The sequence below is a fragment of the Pseudomonas sp. R84 genome, from assembly GCF_009834515.1.
GTDB lineage: Bacteria > Pseudomonadota > Gammaproteobacteria > Pseudomonadales > Pseudomonadaceae > Aquipseudomonas.
On record NZ_CP019426.1, the window covers coordinates 1071774 to 1089234 of the forward strand.

A 17461-nucleotide genomic window follows, 5' to 3' on the forward strand; every position below is an offset into this window, starting at 1 on the left:
CTGATGAGAGGTAAGTCGGCTAGTCCGAAAATGGTCGGCGCTCCATCAGTCGTCGAGGGCCTGCACGCGAACCCGTGCGGTGCCGCTGCGCAGCATGCCGAGCTGTTCGGCGGCCTCGCGGGATACGTCGATCAGGCGCCCACGGGTGTGCGGGCCGCGGTCGTTGATGCGGACCACGACGGATTCATCGTTTTTCAGGTTGGTGACCTTCACCCGTGTGCCAAAGGGCAGCTGGCGGTGGGCGGCGGTCAGGGAATTCTGGTTGAACGGCTCGCCACTGGCGGTGCGTTTACCGTGGTGCTTGGCACCGTAATAGGAAGCGACGCCGGTCTGGTCGTAACCGTGCGGGTCGATGGTGCCGGTGCTGGCGCAACCGGCCAGCAAAGAAAGCAGGGCAAAAAGGCTGAGCAGACGCTTCATTCAAGGTTTCCCGAAAACAAATGTAGGAGTGAGCCTGCTCGCGATCGCGCAATGTCAGACACCGGAAAAGTGACTGTCAAATCGCTATCGCGAGCAGGCTCACTCCTACAGGGGATGGAGCCAGGCTGTTTGTCTGGCTCCATTTTCATCAGCCTTCGAGCTTGCTTTTCAGCAGTTCGTTCACTTGCTGCGGGTTGGCTTTGCCTTTCGACGCTTTCATCGCCTGGCCGACGAAGAAGCCGAACATCTTGCCGCGTTTGGCTTCATCCGCTGCACGATACTGTTCAACCTGCTCGGCGTTGGCCGCGAGCATTTCGTCGAGCACGGCCGAGATTGCGCCGCTGTCGGTCACTTGCTTCAGGCCGCGTTTTTCGATGATCTCGTCTGCGCTGCCTTCACCGTTGGCCATCGCTTCGAACACAACCTTGGCAATCTTGCCGGAGATGGTGTTGTCCTTGATGCGCTGCAGCATGCCGCCCAACAGTTCAGCCGAAACCGGCGACTCGTCGATGTCCAGGCCTTGCTTGTTGAGCAGGCTGCCCAACTCGACCATCACCCAGTTCGCCGCCAGTTTGGCGTCACCGCCGATGCTCGCGACTTTCTCGAAGTAGTCGGCTTGCTCGCGGCTGGTGGCCAGCACGCTGGCGTCATAGACCGACAGACCGAATTGCTCCTGGAAGCGCTCGCGCTTTTGCGGAGGCAGTTCCGGCAGGGTGGCACGCACCTCGCCGAGGAACGATTCCTCGATAACCACCGGCAGCAGGTCCGGATCGGGGAAGTAACGGTAGTCGTTGGCTTCCTCTTTCGAACGCATCGGACGGGTTTCGTCCTTGTTCGGATCGTACAAACGGGTCTGCTGGATCACTTTACCGCCGTCTTCGATCAGCTCGATCTGACGCTGGATCTCGGAGTTGATCGCCTTCTCGATGAAACGGAACGAGTTGACGTTCTTGATCTCGCAACGCGTGCCGAACTCAACCTGGCCTTTCGGACGGATCGACACGTTGCAGTCGCAACGCAGCGAGCCTTCGGCCATGTTGCCGTCGCAGATGCCCAGATAACGCACCAGCGCGTGGATCGCCTTGACGTAAGCCACGGCTTCCTTGGCGCTGCGCATGTCCGGCTCGGAAACGATTTCCAGCAGCGGCGTGCCGGCACGGTTCAGGTCGATGCCGGTGGCACCGTTGAATTCTTCGTGCAGGCTCTTGCCGGCGTCTTCTTCCAGGTGCGCGCGGGTGATGCCGACACGTTTGACCGTGCCGTCTTCCAGCGCGATGTCCAGGTGGCCCTTGCCAACGATCGGCAATTCCATCTGGCTGATCTGGTAGCCCTTCGGCAGGTCTGGGTAGAAGTAGTTTTTACGCGCGAACACGTTGTGCTGACCGATCTCGGCGTCAATCGCCAGACCGAACATCACCGCCATGCGCACCGCTTCCTGGTTCAGCACCGGCAGAACGCCGGGCATGCCCAGGTCGATCAGGCTGGCCTGGGTGTTCGGCTCGGAACCGAACGTGGTGGAACTACCGGAAAAGATTTTCGACCGGGTAGTGAGCTGAGTGTGAATCTCCAGCCCGATCACGACTTCCCATTGCATGTGTGTCTCCTCAGAAGCCGGTTGGGGTGCGGGTGTGCCAGTCAGTGTTCAACTGATACTGGTGCGCAACGTTGAGCAAACGGCCTTCCTGGAAATATGGCGCGAGCAACTGCACGCCCACCGGCAAGCCGTCGACAAAACCGGCCGGCATCGACAGGCCCGGCAGGCCCGCGAGGTTGGCGGTGATGGTGTAGACGTCTTCCAGATAGGCAGCGACCGGGTCGCTGTTCTTGGCGCCAAGCTTCCAGGCCGGGTTCGGCGTGGTTGGGCCGAGGATGATGTCGACTTCATTAAAGGCAGCCATGAAGTCGTTCTTCACCAGACGACGGATCTTCTGCGCTTTCAGGTAGTAGGCGTCGTAGTAACCGGCGGACAGCGCGTAGGCACCGACCATGATCCGGCGCTGCACTTCCGGGCCGAAGCCTTCGCCACGGGAGCGCTTGTACAGGTCGATCAGGTCTTTCGGTTGCTCGCAGCGATGGCCGAAACGCACGCCGTCGAAACGCGACAGGTTCGACGAGGCCTCTGCTGGCGCGATCACGTAGTACGCAGGAATCGCGTGCTGCATGTTCGGCAGGCTGATTTCCTTGATCACGGCACCGAGCTTCTGCAGCTCTTTGATGCTGTTCTGGATCAACTCGGCGATGCGCGGGTCGAGACCGGCGCTGAAGTATTCCTTCGGCACGCCGATGCGCAGGCCTTGCAGCGAGTCGCCGAGGCTTGCGGAGTAATCCGGCACCGGCTCATCGATGCTGGTCGAATCGTTCTGATCGAAGCCGGCCATACCTTGCAACAAAATTGCGCAGTCTTCGGCCGTGCGCGCCAACGGCCCGCCCTGATCGAGGCTGGAGGCGTAAGCGATCATGCCCCAGCGCGAAACACGACCGTAGGTCGGTTTCAGGCCGGTGAGGTTGGTGAACGCTGCCGGCTGACGGATCGAACCGCCGGTGTCGGTGGCGGTTGCCGCTGGCAACAGACGCGCGGCAACTGCCGCCGCCGAACCACCGGACGAACCGCCCGGAACGTGTTCCAGGTTCCACGGGTTTTTCACCGCGCCATACCAGCTCGACTCGTTGGCCGAACCCATGGCGAATTCGTCCATGTTGGTCTTGCCCAAGGTCACGGCACCGGCCGCGGCCAGTTTCGCGACCACGGTGGCGTCGTACGGGGCTTTGAAGTTGTCGAGCATCTTCGAGCCGCAGCTGGTACGAATGCCCTGGGTGCAGAACAGGTCTTTGTGAGCGATCGGCGCGCCGAGCAGGGCGCCGCTCTCACCGTTGGCGCGGCGGGCATCGGCGGCTTTCGCCTGCTCGATGGCCAGCTCTTCGGTGAGGCTGATGAAACTGTTGAGCTGCGGATCGAGCTGGGTGATGCGCGCCAGCAGGACTTTGGTCAGCTCTTCGGAGGAAAACTTTTTATCGGCGAGACCGCGGGCGATCTCGGCCAGAGTCATTTGATGCATTGCAGGCTCTTTCCCTTTAGTCGATGACTTTCGGAACCAGATACAGGCCGTTTTCGACCGCTGGTGCGATGGACTGGTAGGCCTCGCGGTGATTGCTCTCGGTCACGACGTCGGCGCGCAGGCGCTGACTGGCTTCCAGCGGGTGGGCCAGAGGCTCGATTCCGTCGGTATTAACAGCCTGCATTTCGTCGACCAGACCGAGAATGCTGTTGAGAGCGGAAGTAATGTGTGGAAGATCGGCATCATTGAGGCCAAGGCAGGCCAGATGAGCGATTTTTTCCACGTCGGAGCGTTCTAGCGCCATCGGGATTCTCCTGTGGAAAACAGAACGGACGGCGTCCGTGTGTTAGATTGTCGGAACACTACCGCACTTCTACGGTCATAAGGCCGCGATTGTGGGGCTTGGTGCACAGAAAAGCGGCCAATTTAACATATTGGCGCCTTGCCCAAAATCCCTGTCGTTGTTAGAGTTTGCCGCACTTTTTTACCCACGCGTTGCCTAGGGTCCCTTTCCCATGTTCAAGAAACTGCGTGGCATGTTTTCCAGCGATCTTTCCATTGACCTGGGCACTGCCAACACCCTTATTTACGTGCGCGAGCGCGGTATCGTCCTGAATGAGCCATCGGTTGTGGCCATTCGGACACACGGTAATCAGAAAAGTGTCGTTGCTGTCGGCACCGAGGCCAAGCGCATGCTCGGCCGTACGCCGGGCAACATTGCTGCCATTCGTCCGATGAAGGACGGCGTGATCGCCGACTTCAGCGTCTGCGAAAAGATGCTGCAATACTTTATTAACAAGGTTCACGAAAACAGCTTTCTGCAGCCTAGCCCTCGTGTGCTGATCTGCGTTCCATGCAAATCCACTCAGGTTGAGCGTCGTGCCATCCGTGAGTCGGCACTCGGTGCCGGTGCCCGTGAAGTGTTCCTGATCGAAGAGCCAATGGCTGCTGCGATCGGTGCCGGCCTGCCGGTAGAAGAAGCACGCGGTTCGATGGTCGTGGATATCGGTGGTGGTACCACTGAAATCGCGCTGATCTCCCTGAACGGTGTGGTCTATGCCGAATCCGTCCGCGTTGGCGGCGACCGCTTCGACGAAGCGATCATCACCTACGTGCGTCGTAACTACGGCAGCCTGATCGGTGAATCCACCGCTGAGCGCATCAAGCAGGAAATCGGCACGGCCTACCCGGGCGGCGAAGTTCGCGAAGTCGACGTTCGCGGTCGCAACCTGGCCGAAGGCGTTCCTCGCGCATTCACCCTGAACTCCAACGAAGTACTGGAAGCTCTGCAAGAGTCTCTGGCAACCATCGTTCAGGCTGTGAAAAGTGCCCTGGAGCAATCGCCGCCGGAACTGGCTTCCGACATCGCCGAGCGTGGCCTGGTGCTGACCGGTGGTGGCGCGCTGCTGCGTGATCTCGACAAGTTGCTGGCCCAGGAAACCGGTCTGCCAGTCATCGTTGCCGAAGATCCGCTGACCTGTGTTGCTCGCGGCGGTGGCCGTGCATTGGAAATGATGGATAAGCACACCATGGATCTGCTCTCGAGCGAATAAGTCGCCGGGTGCAATACGTGGGTGAGCGCGCAGGCAGCACTTTGCAGTGCTGCCTGTTGGCGTTTATCTTCTGTCAGTCTTCATCCAGGCCGGTTTGATGCCGTATGAATAAACAGAACATTTGCCTGGGAGGAGCGGCTTATTAAACCGCTTTTCGCCAAAGGCCCTTCGTTGGGTGTGCGCCTGTTGGTGCTGGCCGTGCTGTCGGTCGCGCTGATGGTGGTCGATGCCCGCTTCGACCTGCTCAAACCCGCGCGCAAACAAGCGTCGCTGGTGTTGATGGACGCCTACTGGATCACTGACCTGCCCGGACGGCTGTGGGAAGGGATTGCCAGTCAGTTCGGCAGTCGCACCGAACTGGTCGCCGAAAACGAAAAACTCAAGACCGAAAATCTGCTGTATCAGGGCCGCATGCAAAAGCTTGCTGCACTGACCGAGCAGAACGTTCGGCTGCGCGAGTTGCTCAATTCCTCTGCGCTGGTCAATGAAAAGGTCGAAGTGGCCGAGTTGATCGGCATGGACCCCAACCCCTTCACCCATCGCATCATCATCAATAAAGGTGAGCGCGATGGCGTGGTACTGGGGCAGCCGGTGCTCGATGCGCGCGGCTTGATGGGGCAGGTGGTCGAGTTGATGCCGTACACCTCGCGTGTACTGCTGCTGACCGACACCACTCACAGCATTCCTGTGCAGGTGAACCGCAACGGCTTGCGTGCGATTGCCAGCGGCACCGGTAACCCGGAACGTCTGGAATTGCGTCACGTAGCTGACACCGCCGATATCAAAGAGGGCGATCTGCTGGTCAGCTCCGGCCTTGGGCAGCGTTTCCCGGCCGGTTATCCGGTCGCCACGGTGAAAGAAGTCATCCACGATTCCGGTCAGCCGTTCGCGATTGTCCGCGCCGTGCCGACCGCCGCACTCAACCGCAGCCGTTACCTGCTGTTGGTATTCAGCGACAACCGCACCGCCGAAGAACGCGCCAACGATGTCGCGCAAGCACAGGAAAATCTTGATGCCTTTGGCGGCGGCCCGATTGTTCCGGCCACTGTGCCGAAAACCGTGACACCGCCTGCAGCTGCTGCGACGACGCCAGCGACGCCTGCCGCACCGGCCGCTGCCACCAGCACCACACCGGTCAAACCCGCAGCAAGCAAACCGCCAGCGGCTGCCAAACCACCGGCAGCGACGCCGGCGGCCAGCAAACCTCCAGCTGCCCAGCCCGCTGCACGACCTGCGGCCAAACCGCCCGTCAGTGCACCGGCGACAACCGGGAGACAAGAATAATGGTCGGGGCTACTGCATCGCGAAACGGCTGGATCGTCTGGCTGACGTTTCTCATTGGCATGTTGCTCAGTGTCTCGCCGTTGCCGCAATTCATGGAAATCCTGCGCCCGCTGTGGCTGGCGCTGCTCCTGACTTTTTGGGCGCTGTACATGCCGCAAACGGTCGGCATGGTCACGGCGTTCTGTCTCGGCCTGGCTGAAGATGTGCTCTACGGCACGCTGCTGGGGCAGAACGCGTTGATCCTGACGCTGATCACCTTCCTCGTGCTGTCATTGCAACAACGCCTGCGGATGTTTCCGATGTGGCAGCAATGCCTGGTGATCCTGGTGATCTTCGGTCTCGCGCAACTGGTGCAGTTGTGGCTCAGTGCCTTGACCGGTAACCGTCAACCAACCCTGGCGCTGGTGCTACCGGCGCTGGTCAGTGCCTTGCTCTGGCCTTGGGTCAGCTTTGCCCTACGCGGATTGCGCCGACGCTACAAAATCAATTGAGCCGGTGAAGCTGGGCACTGAACAGGGAGATGTTTTGATGAAGCCGCTTTACCTCGCCTCCGGATCGCCGCGTCGCCGTGAATTGCTCACGCAGATCGGCGTTCCATTCTCCGCCATCAGTGCAGATATCGACGAAACTCCATTACCCGAAGAATCGCCGTCGGCCTATGTCGAGCGTCTGGCGTGCGGCAAGGCCGAGGCCGGGCGTCGCACAGTCGTGTCCGCTCAGCCATTCTGCGTGCTGGGTGCCGACACCGCCGTGGTGCTGAACGGCAAAATTCTTGGCAAACCGGTGGACGAAGCCGATGCATGCGCCATGCTGATGATGTTGTCCGGCAAGGAGCATGAAGTGCTGACCGCCATCGCTGTGCTGGAAGACGAGCGCTGCGAGTCGCGGGTAGTGCGCAGTCTGGTGCGGTTTCGCCCGATCAGCAGTGAAGAGGCCGCCGCCTATTGGGCCAGTGGCGAGCCCCGGGACAAGGCCGGCGGTTATGGCATTCAGGGGCTCGGCGCGGTGTTTGTCGCGGGGCTCAACGGCAGTTACTCGGCAGTGGTCGGGTTGCCGGTTTGCGAAACCGCAGAACTGTTAGGCCATTTCGGCATACCCTGTTGGCAAAACCTGAACGCGCAATAAGCGTCGTACGAATCCAGATGCGGCCATTATCGTGAACACGCCTGAACGAGATCCTGCCATGAGTGAAGAGATTCTGATCAACATCACGCCCATGGAGTCGCGCGTGGCGGTGGTCGAAAACGGTGTGCTGCAAGAAGTCCACGTTGAGCGCACGCAAAAACGCGGGATCGTCGGCAACATCTATAAAGGCAAGATTGTTCGGGTACTGCCGGGTATGCAGGCAGCATTCGTCGACATCGGCCTGGATCGCGCGGCATTCATTCATGCTGCGGAAATTTCTCTGCGTGAAGGCCCAGCGGTGGAAAGCATCAGCGCGCTGGTGCACGAAGGCCAGAGCCTGGTGGTGCAAGTCACCAAGGACCCGATTGGCTCGAAAGGCGCGCGGTTGACTACGCAGCTGTCGATCCCGTCGCGCTACCTGGTGTACATGCCGCGCACCGCCCACGTCGGCATCTCTTTGAAAATCGAAGACGAAGCCGAGCGCGAACGCCTCAAACAGGTGGTCAGCGATTGCGTGGCCAAAGAAGGGATCAAGGAGGCCGGCGGTTTTATTCTGCGCACCGCCGCCGAAGGCGCTGGCGCCGATGAAATCCTCATGGACATCCGTTACCTGCGGCGCCTGTGGGATCAGATCAACGAGCAGATCAAAACCATCGGCGCGCCGAGTGTGATTTACGAAGACCTCGGTCTGGCGTTGCGTACGTTGCGTGACTTGGTCAATCCGAAAATCGAGAAGATTCGCATCGATTCCCGGGAAACCTTCCAGAAAACCACGCAGTTCGTCGCCGAACTGATGCCGGAAATCGCTGATCGTCTGGAGCATTACCCGGGTGAACGGCCGATTTTTGACCTGTACGGCGTCGAAGACGAAATCCAGAAAGCCCTCGAACGCAAGGTGCCGCTGAAATCCGGCGGTTATCTGGTGGTCGATCCGGCGGAAGCCATGACCACGATCGATGTGAATACTGGCGCGTTCGTTGGCCATCGCAACCTCGAAGAAACCATCTTCAAGACCAATCTCGAAGCGGCCACCGCGATTGCGCGGCAGATGCGCCTGCGCAATCTGGGCGGGATCATCATCATCGACTTCATCGACATGGAAGATGAAGAGCACCAGCGCCAGGTGCTGCGCACTTTGGAAAAACAACTGGAACGCGATCACGCCAAGACCAACATCATCGGCATCACCGAGTTGGGCCTGGTGCAGATGACCCGCAAGCGCACCCGTGAAAGTCTCGAGCAAGTGCTGTGCGAACCGTGCAGCAGTTGCCAGGGCCGCGGCAAACTGAAAACCGCGGAAACCATCTGTTACGAGATCTTCCGCGAGATCCTCCGTGAGGCGCGGGCTTATCAGGCCGAGGGTTATCGGGTGCTGGCGAACCAGAAAGTCGTCGACCGTTTGCTCGACGAAGAATCCGGTAACGTTGCCGAGCTTGAAGGGTTTATCGGGCGCACCATACGCTTCCAGGTGGAAACCATGTATTCCCAGGAACAATATGACGTGGTGTTGCTCTGATCCCCTGCGCCACTTTTATTTCACCGCGGCTGGCCTCAGCTTTTCGCAGTATTTTTGCCATGGGAGCCATCTGACATGGAGCGTCTGACACGCATTCTGGCCGCACTCACCCGTTGGGGGCTGGGCCTGTGCGCGTTGGTTCTGGTGTTGATGGCGTTGTACGTCAGTCTCGGCCGTGAGCTGACCCCGTTGGTGGCCGAGTATCGCGCCGACATCGAAGACAAGGCCAGCGCCGCCCTGGGTATGCCGTTGCAGATCGGCGAGCTGGAAGGTAACTGGAGCGGTTTTGCGCCGATCCTGTTGGCCCATGATGTGATGGTCGGCTCAGGTGCCAATGCGCTGCGTCTGGACCGCGTGCGAGCGGTACCGGATCTGTGGGCCAGCCTGTTGGCGCGCGAAGTGCGCATTGCCCACCTTGAACTCAACGGTCTGAAAATCAGCCTCAAGGAAGCCGAAGACGGCAGTTGGGCGCTGGAAGGTCTGCCGGTGCAGAACGATCAGCCGCTTGACCCGCAACAATTGTTCAATCGCTCGCAAATGATCCAGCAACTGTCGGTGCTCGACAGTCAGGTGACCTTGCAACCGCTGGATCACGCGCCACTGACCCTCACCTATGTCGGCCTCAATCTGAAAACCGGTGCCAGCCGTCAGCGGCTCGATGCGCGTTTGACCTTGCCGGATGGCCAGCCTGTTGCATTGAGCCTGCGCACGCGAATTCGCCCCGAGCAATTGAAGGACAGTGTGGTGGACGGTTACGCCAGCCTGCCGCAAAGCGACTGGTCGAAGTGGCTGCCGGAGCGTCTTACCCAACAATGGAATTTTTCCGAGATCAAAGCCGGCGGCGAGCTCTGGGTCAATTGGGCCAAGGGCACGCTGCAAAGTGCGGCGCTCCGTTTGAACGCGCCGCAACTGACCGGCGCTTACGCCGATCGCAAGCCGATCCAGATCAATAATCTGGCGCTTAACGCCTACTACGAGAACAGTGCCGAAGGCGCGACCGTTACCCTCGATTCGCTGGCGATGAGTTTCGGTGAAAACCGTTGGGAGTCGCATGTACAGCTGAAGCAGACGCGCGCGACCGACAAGGTGGACGAGCTCTGGCACTTGCAAGCGGATCGTCTCGATCTGACTCCGATCACCCCGTTGCTCAATGCGTTGGGGCCGTTGCCGCAAGGTTTTGCCAAAGCCGTTGATCATTTGAAAGTCACCGGTGGTCTGCGTAACGTGCTGCTGGATTTTCGCCCCAACGCCACCGATGGCAACAAATTCAGTTTCGCCACCAATCTGGACAATGTCGGTTTCGACGCCTATCACGGCGCGCCGGCAGCACGAAACGTCAGCGGCAGCCTCAGCGGTAACCTAGACGGTGGCGAGTTGCGCATGGACAGCAAGGATTTTGTCCTCCACCTTGACCCGATTTTTGCCAAGCCATGGCAGTACCTTCAGGCCAACGCACGCCTGACCTGGAAGCTCGATAAAGACGGCTTCACCCTGATCGCCCCGTACCTGAAGGTGCTCGGCGAGGAGGGCAAGATTGCCGGCGATTTCCTGATTCGCCTGCATTTCGATCATAGCCAGGAAGACTACATGGACCTGCGGGTCGGTCTGGTCGATGGTGATGGTCGCTATACGGCCAAATACCTGCCCGAAGTGCTCAGTCCGGCGCTCGACGAGTGGCTGCGTACGGCAATCCTCAAAGGCGCGGTCGATCAGGGTTTCTTCCAGTATCAGGGCTCGCTTAGCAAGAATGCCGGGGAGGCCGATCGCAGCATCAGTCTGTTCTTTAAGGTGCGCGACGCTGAACTGGCCTTCCAGCCAGGCTGGCCGCACGTGAGCAAGGTCAGTGGCGACGTGTTCATCGAGGACAGTGGCGTGCGGATCTGGGCCGACAAGGGCCAATTGCTCGACACTCAGGTCAGCGATGTCTTCGTCAATATTCCCCACGTACCGTCCGGGCAACACACGCACATGTATCTTGATGGCGGCTTTGCCGGCGGTCTCGGTGATGGTCTGAAAATTCTCCAGGACGCCCCGATCGGCACGGGTGAAACCTTTGCCGGTTGGGAAGGCGCGGGCGATCTGCAAGGCAAGCTCAAGCTCGATATCCCGTTGGACAAGGGCGGCGACCAGCCGAAAATCCTCGTCGATTTCAAAACCGCCAACGCGCGGCTGAAACTGGCTGAGCCGAAGCTGGAGCTGACTCAACTCAAAGGCGATTTGCGCTTTGACAGCGCCAAGGGGCTTAGCGGGCAGAACATCGCCGCGCGGGCGTTCGACAAACCGGTAACTGCGCAGATCTTCGCCGATGGCAGCCCCGGCAAGCTCAAGACCCGGGTCGCCGCATCCGGTCAGGTCGAAGTGAAGAAGCTCACCGACTGGCTGGGTGTGACACAACCATTGCCGGTTTCCGGAACCATTCCTTATCAGTTGCAATTGAATCTGGACGGCGCCGACAGCCAGTTGATGGTCAGCTCCAGCATGAAAGGTGTGGTGGTGGATTTGCCGGTACCGTTCGGCATGGCGGCTGATGTAGGGCGCGATACTGTGTTCCGCATGACCTTGCAGGGGCAGGAGCGGCGTTATTGGGTTAATTACGACCAACTGGCCAATTTCACCTTCGCGGCACCGCCGAGCAATTTTGCCGAGGGCCGTGGCGAATTGTTTCTTGGTGCCGGCGAAGCGGTGCTGCCGGGCGCCAAAGGCTTGCGGATTCGCGGGGTGCTTTCGGAGCTGGACGTAGCGCCGTGGCAGGACCTTGTCAGCAAATACGCTGGGCAGGATCCGGGCGGCAGCGCCAAGCAATTGCTCAACAGTGCTGATTTCAAGGTCGGCAAGCTCACCGCATTCGGAACTACGCTGGATCAGGCGTCGGTTCAGGTCAATCGCAAGCCGGGCGCGTGGAATCTGGCCCTCGACAGCCAGCAGGCCAAAGGCTCGGCAAGCCTGCCAGACGCCAAGGGCGTGCCGATTGCGGTCAATCTGCAATACGTGAAACTGCCGGCGCCGGACCCGACGGTGCAGGCTGACGAGAATTCGCCGGATCCATTGGTATCGGTCGATCCGACGAAGATTCCGGCGTTGGATATCACCATCAATCAACTGTTCCTCGGCCCGGATCTGGTTGGCGGCTGGTCGCTGAAGGTGCGCCCGACCGCCAAAGGCATCGCTCTGAACAACCTCGACATGGGCCTCAAAGGCATCCTGTTGCAGGGTAATGGCGGCTGGGAAGGCACACCGGGAGCGACCAACAGCTGGTTCAAAGGCCGGATTGGCGGCAAGAATCTCGCCGACGTCCTCAAGGGCTGGGGCTTTGCCCCGAGCGTGACCAGCGAAGAGTTCCACATGGACGTCGATGGCCGCTGGCCGGGCTCGCCGGCTTGGCTGGCGACCAAACGCTTCTCCGGCACCCTTGATGCGTCGCTGAACAAAGGTCAGTTTGTTGAAGTGGAGGGCGGTGCACAGGCGTTACGGGTGTTCGGTCTGCTCAACTTCAACTCTATCGGTCGCCGTTTGCGTCTGGACTTCTCTGATCTGTTCGGCAAAGGCTTGAGCTACGACCGGGTCAAAGGTCTGCTGGTGGCGAACAATGGTGTGTATGTCACCCGCGAGCCGATTCGCCTGACCGGCCCTTCGAGCAACCTTGAGCTGGACGGTACGCTGGATCTGGTCGGCGACAAGGTTGACGCCAAGTTGCTGGTGACCTTGCCGGTGACCAACAACCTGCCGATCGCTGCGCTGCTCGTCGGCGCACCGGCGGTTGGCGGTGCGTTGTTCCTTATCGACAAGTTGATCGGTGACCGTGTGGCGCGCTTTGCCAGTGTGAAATACACCGTCAAAGGCCCATGGAAAGAGCCGAAAATCACCTTCGACAAGCCTTTTTAACTAGCAGACACTACCCCTGGTAGGAGCTGCCGAAGGCTGCGATCTTTTGATTTTGTTTTTAAGCGCCAGATCAAAAGATCGCAGCCTGCGGCAGCTCCTACACAGTTATGCGCAGATTCCGAGGAGTAGCCATGTCTTTAGCGGTGATTCAAATGGTCAGCCAGAGCGACGTGCTGGCCAATCTGGCTCAGGCCCGGCGCCTGCTCGACCAGGCTGCGGCCGGTGGCGCCAAGCTGGCGGTGCTGCCGGAAAACTTCGCCGCCATGGGCCGTCGCGACATCGCTGATATCGGCCGCGCCGAAGCATTGGGCGAAGGACCGATCCTGCCATGGTTGAAACAGACCGCCCGCGACCTCAAGTTATGGATAGTGGCCGGCACCTTGCCGTTGCCGCCGGTGGATCAGCCGACGGCCAAGGCCAATGCCTGCTCGTTGCTGGTCGATGAGCATGGCGAAATCGTTGCACGCTATGACAAGTTGCATCTGTTCGATGTCGATGTGGCGGACAATCGCGCCCGTTATCGCGAATCCGATGACTATGCTTATGGCAGTGGCGTGGTGGTTGCCGATACGCCGGTAGGCAAGCTCGGTCTGACCGTGTGTTATGACCTGCGCTTTCCCGAGCTGTATAGCGAATTGCGTGCCGCCGGTGCCGAGTTGATCACTGCACCGTCAGCCTTTACTGCGGTGACCGGCGCAGCGCATTGGGATGTGCTGATTCGCGCGCGGGCCATCGAGACCCAGTGTTATGTGCTCGCCGCAGCGCAGGGCGGGACCCACCCGGGACCGCGGGAAACTTTCGGCCATGCGGCGATTATCGACCCGTGGGGCCGTGTGCTGGCGAGTCAGGATCAAGGCGAAGCGGTGTTGTTGGCCGAACGCGACAGTATTGAACAAGCGTCCATCAGGGCGCGAATGCCGGTGGTGAGTCATCGGCGGTTTTTCTCGCAGGGCGCGCAGCGGCCTGCTTCAGAACACGAATTTAAGGCGTAAACCTATGAGCGAGTTGTTGTCCTCAGTCAGTGATCACCTGTTGGCGCCGGGCGGCGTGACGATCGAGAGTCTGCAAGGCGTGCTCGGCGATCTGGCCGGCCCCGGCATCGACGCTGCCGATCTGTATTTCCAGGGCCAGATCTCCGAGTCCTGGGCACTGGAAGACGGCATCGTCAAGGAAGGCAGCTTCAACCTCGACCAGGGCGTGGGGGTGCGCGCTCAGTCCGGTGAGAAAACCGGTTTTGCCTACAGCAACGCGATCACCCTCGAAGCCCTCGGCGCAGCCGCCCGCGCGGCGCGTTCGATCTCTCGTGCCGGGCAGAACGGCACGGTGCAGGCGTTCACCACGCAGGATGTCGCGCAACTGTACGCGCCGGACAACCCGCTGGAAGTGCTGAGCCGCGCCGAGAAGGTTGAACTGCTCAAGCGCATCGATGTGGCTACCCGCGCGCTCGACCCGCGTATTCAGCAGGTCAGTGTCAGCATGGCTGGCGTCTGGGAGCGGATTCTGGTGGCGTCCACCGACGGCGGCCTGGCGGCGGATGTGCGCCCGCTGGTGCGTTTCAACGTCAGTGTGATCGTTGAACAGAATGGCCGTCGCGAGCGCGGCGGGCATGGCGGTGGCGGGCGTACCGACTACCGTTATTTCCTCGCTGAAGACCGCGCCATGGGCTATGCCCGTGAAGCGCTGCGTCAGGCGCTGGTGAATCTGGAAGCGATTCCTGCGCCGGCCGGAACTTTTCCGGTGGTGTTGGGTTCTGGCTGGTCTGGCGTGCTGTTGCACGAAGCGGTCGGCCACGGTCTGGAAGGCGATTTCAACCGCAAGGGCAGTTCCGCCTACAGCGGACGCATGGGCGAAATGGTTGCCTCGAAGCTCTGCACCATTGTCGATGACGGCACCTTGAGCGGCCGTCGCGGATCGCTGAGTGTCGACGACGAAGGCACGCCGACCGAGTGCACCACGCTGATCGAAAACGGCGTGCTAAAGGGTTACATGCAGGACAAGCTCAATGCGCGTCTGATGGGCGTGGCCCGCACCGGTAACGGTCGTCGTGAGTCCTATGCGCATCTGCCGATGCCGCGAATGACCAACACCTACATGCTCGGTGGCGAAAGCGATCCGGCGGAAATCATTGCTTCGGTGAAGAAAGGTATCTACTGCGCCAACCTCGGCGGCGGTCAGGTCGATATCACCAGCGGCAAGTTCGTGTTCTCCACCAGCGAGGCGTACCTGATCGAAGACGGCAAGATCACTGCGCCGGTCAAGGGCGCGACGTTGATTGGCAACGGCCCTGAGGCGATGAGCCGGGTGTCGATGGTCGGTAATGATCTGGCGCTGGACAGCGGTGTGGGCACTTGCGGCAAGGATGGGCAGTCGGTGCCGGTAGGCGTCGGTCAGCCGACGTTGAAGATCGATGCGATCACCGTGGGTGGCACGGGCGCATAAATAAACGTGTGTAGGAGCTGCCGAAGGCTCGGGCCGCGATCGGACGATCTTTTGATCTTGCTTAACATCAAAGTCAAAAGATCGCAGCCTGCGGCAGCTCCTACAAGTGGCGAGATATCAACGCAGGCCGCGTTGAGTCTCGTCCAGCTCACGGATGTACTTGAAGATCTTGCGGCTGGAAGCAGGAGGTTTGTTTTGCGCAACCTCATGCTGAGCCTGACGGATCAGGGAGCGCAGTTGCTGGCGATCGGCGTCCGGGTACTCGACGACGAATTTTTCCAGCACGGCATCGTCGCCCGCGATCAGGCGATCACGCCAGCGTTCGAGATTGTGGAAACGCTCGTTGTATTGGCGAGTGGAGGCATCAAGTTGATCGAGCAAGGTCAGAATCGCGTCAGTGTCCTGATCGCGCATCAGTTTGCCGATGAACTGCAGGTGCCGTTTACGCGCGATGTTCGCGGTGTGCTTGGGCGCATCGGCCAAAGCCCGGCGCATGGCGTCGGTCAGCGGCAGTTTTGCGATCAAGTCAGGCTTGAGTGTGGTCAGGCGCTCGCCGAGGTCAACCAGAGCATGCAGCTCGCGTTTGACCTGAGATTTGCTTTTTTCTCCCGTATCGAGGGAGTCGTCGTAAGAATCAACCATGGTGGCAGTCCGCAAAGAAACGCCGCCATGATAACCAGTCGGGGGCCGCTTGTCCGGCCCGGTCGCTCGATGACCCTAGCCGAAAGCAGAATTTGAGTGGAGATGAGCATGAGTGCAGTTGAAAGCGTCGGCCCGCAGGCATTGCCGGCACTGCAGGAACAAGTCGAGCAGATCATCGCCGAAGCCAAGCGTCAGGGCGCCAGCGCCTGCGAAGTAGCCGTGTCGCTGGAGCAGGGGCTGTCGACCTCGGTGCGTCAGCGCGAAGTCGAAACGGTCGAATTCAACCGTGATCAGGGCTTTGGCATCACGCTGTACGTTGGCCAGCGCAAAGGCTCGGCCAGCACATCTGCCACTGGTCCGGATGCGATTCGTGAGACCGTCGCGGCTGCACTGGCCATCGCCAAACATACTTCCGAAGACGAGGCCTCGGGCCTGGCCGACGCGGCGTTGATGGCCAAGGAACAGCACGATTTCGACCTGTTCCACGAGTGGGACATCACGCCGGAGCAAGCCATTGAGAAGGCCTTGCTCTGTGAAGCTGCGGCATTCGACGCAGATGCGCGGATCAAGAACGCTGACGGCACCACTCTGAGCACTCATCAGGGTTGCCGCGTGTACGGTAACAGCCACGGGTTCATTGGTGGCTACGCCTCCACCCGACATAGCCTGAGTTGCGTAATGATCGCCGAAGCAGATGGCCAGATGCAGCGCGATTACTGGTACGACGTGAGCCGTCAGGGCAGTTTGCTGGCCGATCCGGTGAGCATCGGTCAGCGTGCTGCGCAACGGGCGGCGAGCCGTCTGGGCGCGCGTCCGGTACCGACCTGCGAGGTGCCGGTGCTGTTTTCCGCAGAGCTGGCGGGCGGTTTGTTCGGCAGTTTCCTCTCGGCGGTGTCTGGCGGCAGTCTGTATCGCAAGTCGTCGTTCCTTGAAGGCACTCTGGGGCAGAAGCTGTTCCCGGAATGGCTGACCATCGATGAGCGCCCGCACCTGATGCGCGCCATGGGTAGCGCTTCGTACGACGGTGATGGTCTGGCCACTTACGCCAAACCGTTCGTCGAAAAAGGCGAGTTGGTGTCGTACATCCTCGGCACTTACTCCGGGCGCAAACTCGGCATGCCGAGCACTGCCAACGCTGGCGGCGTACACAACCTGTTCGTCACCCATGGAGACGAAGACCAGGCGGCGTTGTTGAAGCGCATGGGCCGTGGCTTGTTGGTCACAGAACTGATGGGCCATGGCTTGAACATGGTCACTGGCGACTATTCGCGCGGGGCGGCGGGTTTCTGGGTCGAGAATGGAGAAATCCAGTTCGCCGTGCAGGAAGTGACTATCGCCGGCAACATGCGCGACATGTTCAAGCAGATTGTTGCCGTGGGTAATGATCTGGAGTTGCGCAGCAACATTCGCACCGGTTCGGTGTTGATCGAGCGGATGACCGTCGCGGGCAGCTAAACCCCGGCCGTCACACACAAAAGGCGCGCCACCTCATCGGGTGGCGCGCCTTTTTTATTGGCTCCATACAAAACCAATGTGGTAGCGAG

Annotated in this window: 14 protein-coding genes; 9 read left to right on the forward strand and 5 right to left on the reverse strand. The window is 60.2% G+C overall.

All coding sequences use genetic code 11. The annotated features are described in order from the left end of the window. Nucleotides 1-45 precede the first annotated feature (45 nt). The 4 genes from PspR84_RS04730 to gatC all read right to left on the reverse strand — a co-directional run bounded on the left by PspR84_RS04730 (nucleotide 46) and on the right by gatC (nucleotide 3780). Nucleotides 46-420 carry a septal ring lytic transglycosylase RlpA family protein gene (locus PspR84_RS04730; RefSeq protein WP_160055857.1) on the reverse strand — a complete coding sequence of 125 codons (375 nt, stop codon included), beginning with the start codon at nucleotides 418-420 and terminating at the stop codon, nucleotides 46-48. 148 nt (nucleotides 421-568) lie between these two features. Beyond that, nucleotides 569-2014, reverse strand: a complete 1446-nt coding sequence (gatB, locus tag PspR84_RS04735) for an Asp-tRNA(Asn)/Glu-tRNA(Gln) amidotransferase subunit GatB (protein WP_034154465.1) — start codon at nucleotides 2012-2014, stop codon at nucleotides 569-571. A 10-nt stretch (nucleotides 2015-2024) separates the two neighbouring features. Then, nucleotides 2025-3476, reverse strand: a complete 1452-nt coding sequence (gene gatA, locus PspR84_RS04740; RefSeq protein ID WP_095119488.1) for an Asp-tRNA(Asn)/Glu-tRNA(Gln) amidotransferase subunit GatA — start codon at nucleotides 3474-3476, stop codon at nucleotides 2025-2027. Nucleotides 3477-3492: 16 nt separating this feature from the next. After that, nucleotides 3493-3780 (reverse strand): Asp-tRNA(Asn)/Glu-tRNA(Gln) amidotransferase subunit GatC, encoded by a 288-nt coding sequence (gene gatC / locus PspR84_RS04745; RefSeq protein ID WP_007915356.1) that lies wholly within the window; start codon nucleotides 3778-3780, stop codon nucleotides 3493-3495. A 211-nt stretch (nucleotides 3781-3991) separates the two neighbouring features. Here gatC and mreB point away from each other — a divergent pair, with 211 nt between their 5' ends. The 8 genes from mreB to tldD all read left to right on the forward strand — a co-directional run bounded on the left by mreB (nucleotide 3992) and on the right by tldD (nucleotide 15275). Continuing rightward, the gene (gene mreB / locus PspR84_RS04750) at nucleotides 3992-5029 is read left to right on the forward strand and encodes a rod shape-determining protein MreB (RefSeq protein ID WP_002555108.1); all 1038 of its coding nucleotides are present in this window, start codon (nucleotides 3992-3994) and stop codon (nucleotides 5027-5029) included. A gap of 141 nt (nucleotides 5030-5170) precedes the next feature. Next, a complete protein-coding gene (mreC, locus tag PspR84_RS04755; protein WP_077571116.1) occupies nucleotides 5171-6313 on the forward strand; it encodes a rod shape-determining protein MreC in 1143 nt (380 codons plus the stop codon). Further along, nucleotides 6313-6804, forward strand: coding sequence for a rod shape-determining protein MreD (mreD, locus tag PspR84_RS04760; protein WP_077571118.1), 492 nt, complete (start codon nucleotides 6313-6315; stop codon nucleotides 6802-6804). Before mreC ends, mreD begins: the two co-directional genes overlap by 1 nt. Nucleotides 6805-6841: 37 nt before the next feature. Beyond that, on the forward strand, nucleotides 6842-7438 hold the full coding sequence (locus tag PspR84_RS04765) for a Maf family protein (RefSeq protein WP_160055859.1): 597 nt from the start codon (nucleotides 6842-6844) through the stop codon (nucleotides 7436-7438). Between the two features lie 58 nt (nucleotides 7439-7496). After that, on the forward strand, nucleotides 7497-8954 hold the full coding sequence (gene rng / locus PspR84_RS04770) for a ribonuclease G (RefSeq protein ID WP_077571121.1): 1458 nt from the start codon (nucleotides 7497-7499) through the stop codon (nucleotides 8952-8954). A gap of 75 nt (nucleotides 8955-9029) precedes the next feature. Continuing rightward, complete coding sequence (locus PspR84_RS04775; protein ID WP_160055861.1) at nucleotides 9030-12836, forward strand: YhdP family protein; 3807 nt, start codon at nucleotides 9030-9032, stop codon at nucleotides 12834-12836. A gap of 131 nt (nucleotides 12837-12967) precedes the next feature. Then, nucleotides 12968-13828: a carbon-nitrogen hydrolase family protein gene (locus PspR84_RS04780; protein ID WP_160055863.1), complete on the forward strand. Its 861-nt coding sequence runs from the start codon at nucleotides 12968-12970 to the stop codon at nucleotides 13826-13828. A gap of 4 nt (nucleotides 13829-13832) precedes the next feature. Continuing rightward, a complete protein-coding gene (gene tldD / locus PspR84_RS04785) occupies nucleotides 13833-15275 on the forward strand; it encodes a metalloprotease TldD (protein ID WP_160055865.1) in 1443 nt (480 codons plus the stop codon). Nucleotides 15276-15392: 117 nt separating this feature from the next. Here the strand turns inward: tldD and yjgA are convergent, their stop codons facing one another. Then, the gene (gene yjgA / locus PspR84_RS04790; RefSeq protein WP_007915377.1) at nucleotides 15393-15917 is read right to left on the reverse strand and encodes a ribosome biogenesis factor YjgA; all 525 of its coding nucleotides are present in this window, start codon (nucleotides 15915-15917) and stop codon (nucleotides 15393-15395) included. A gap of 102 nt (nucleotides 15918-16019) precedes the next feature. Here yjgA and pmbA point away from each other — a divergent pair, with 102 nt between their 5' ends. Then, entirely contained in the window at nucleotides 16020-17372 is a 1353-nt protein-coding gene (gene pmbA, locus PspR84_RS04795) for a metalloprotease PmbA (RefSeq protein ID WP_174244432.1), read from the forward strand. The last annotated feature ends 89 nt before the right edge of the window (nucleotides 17373-17461 follow it).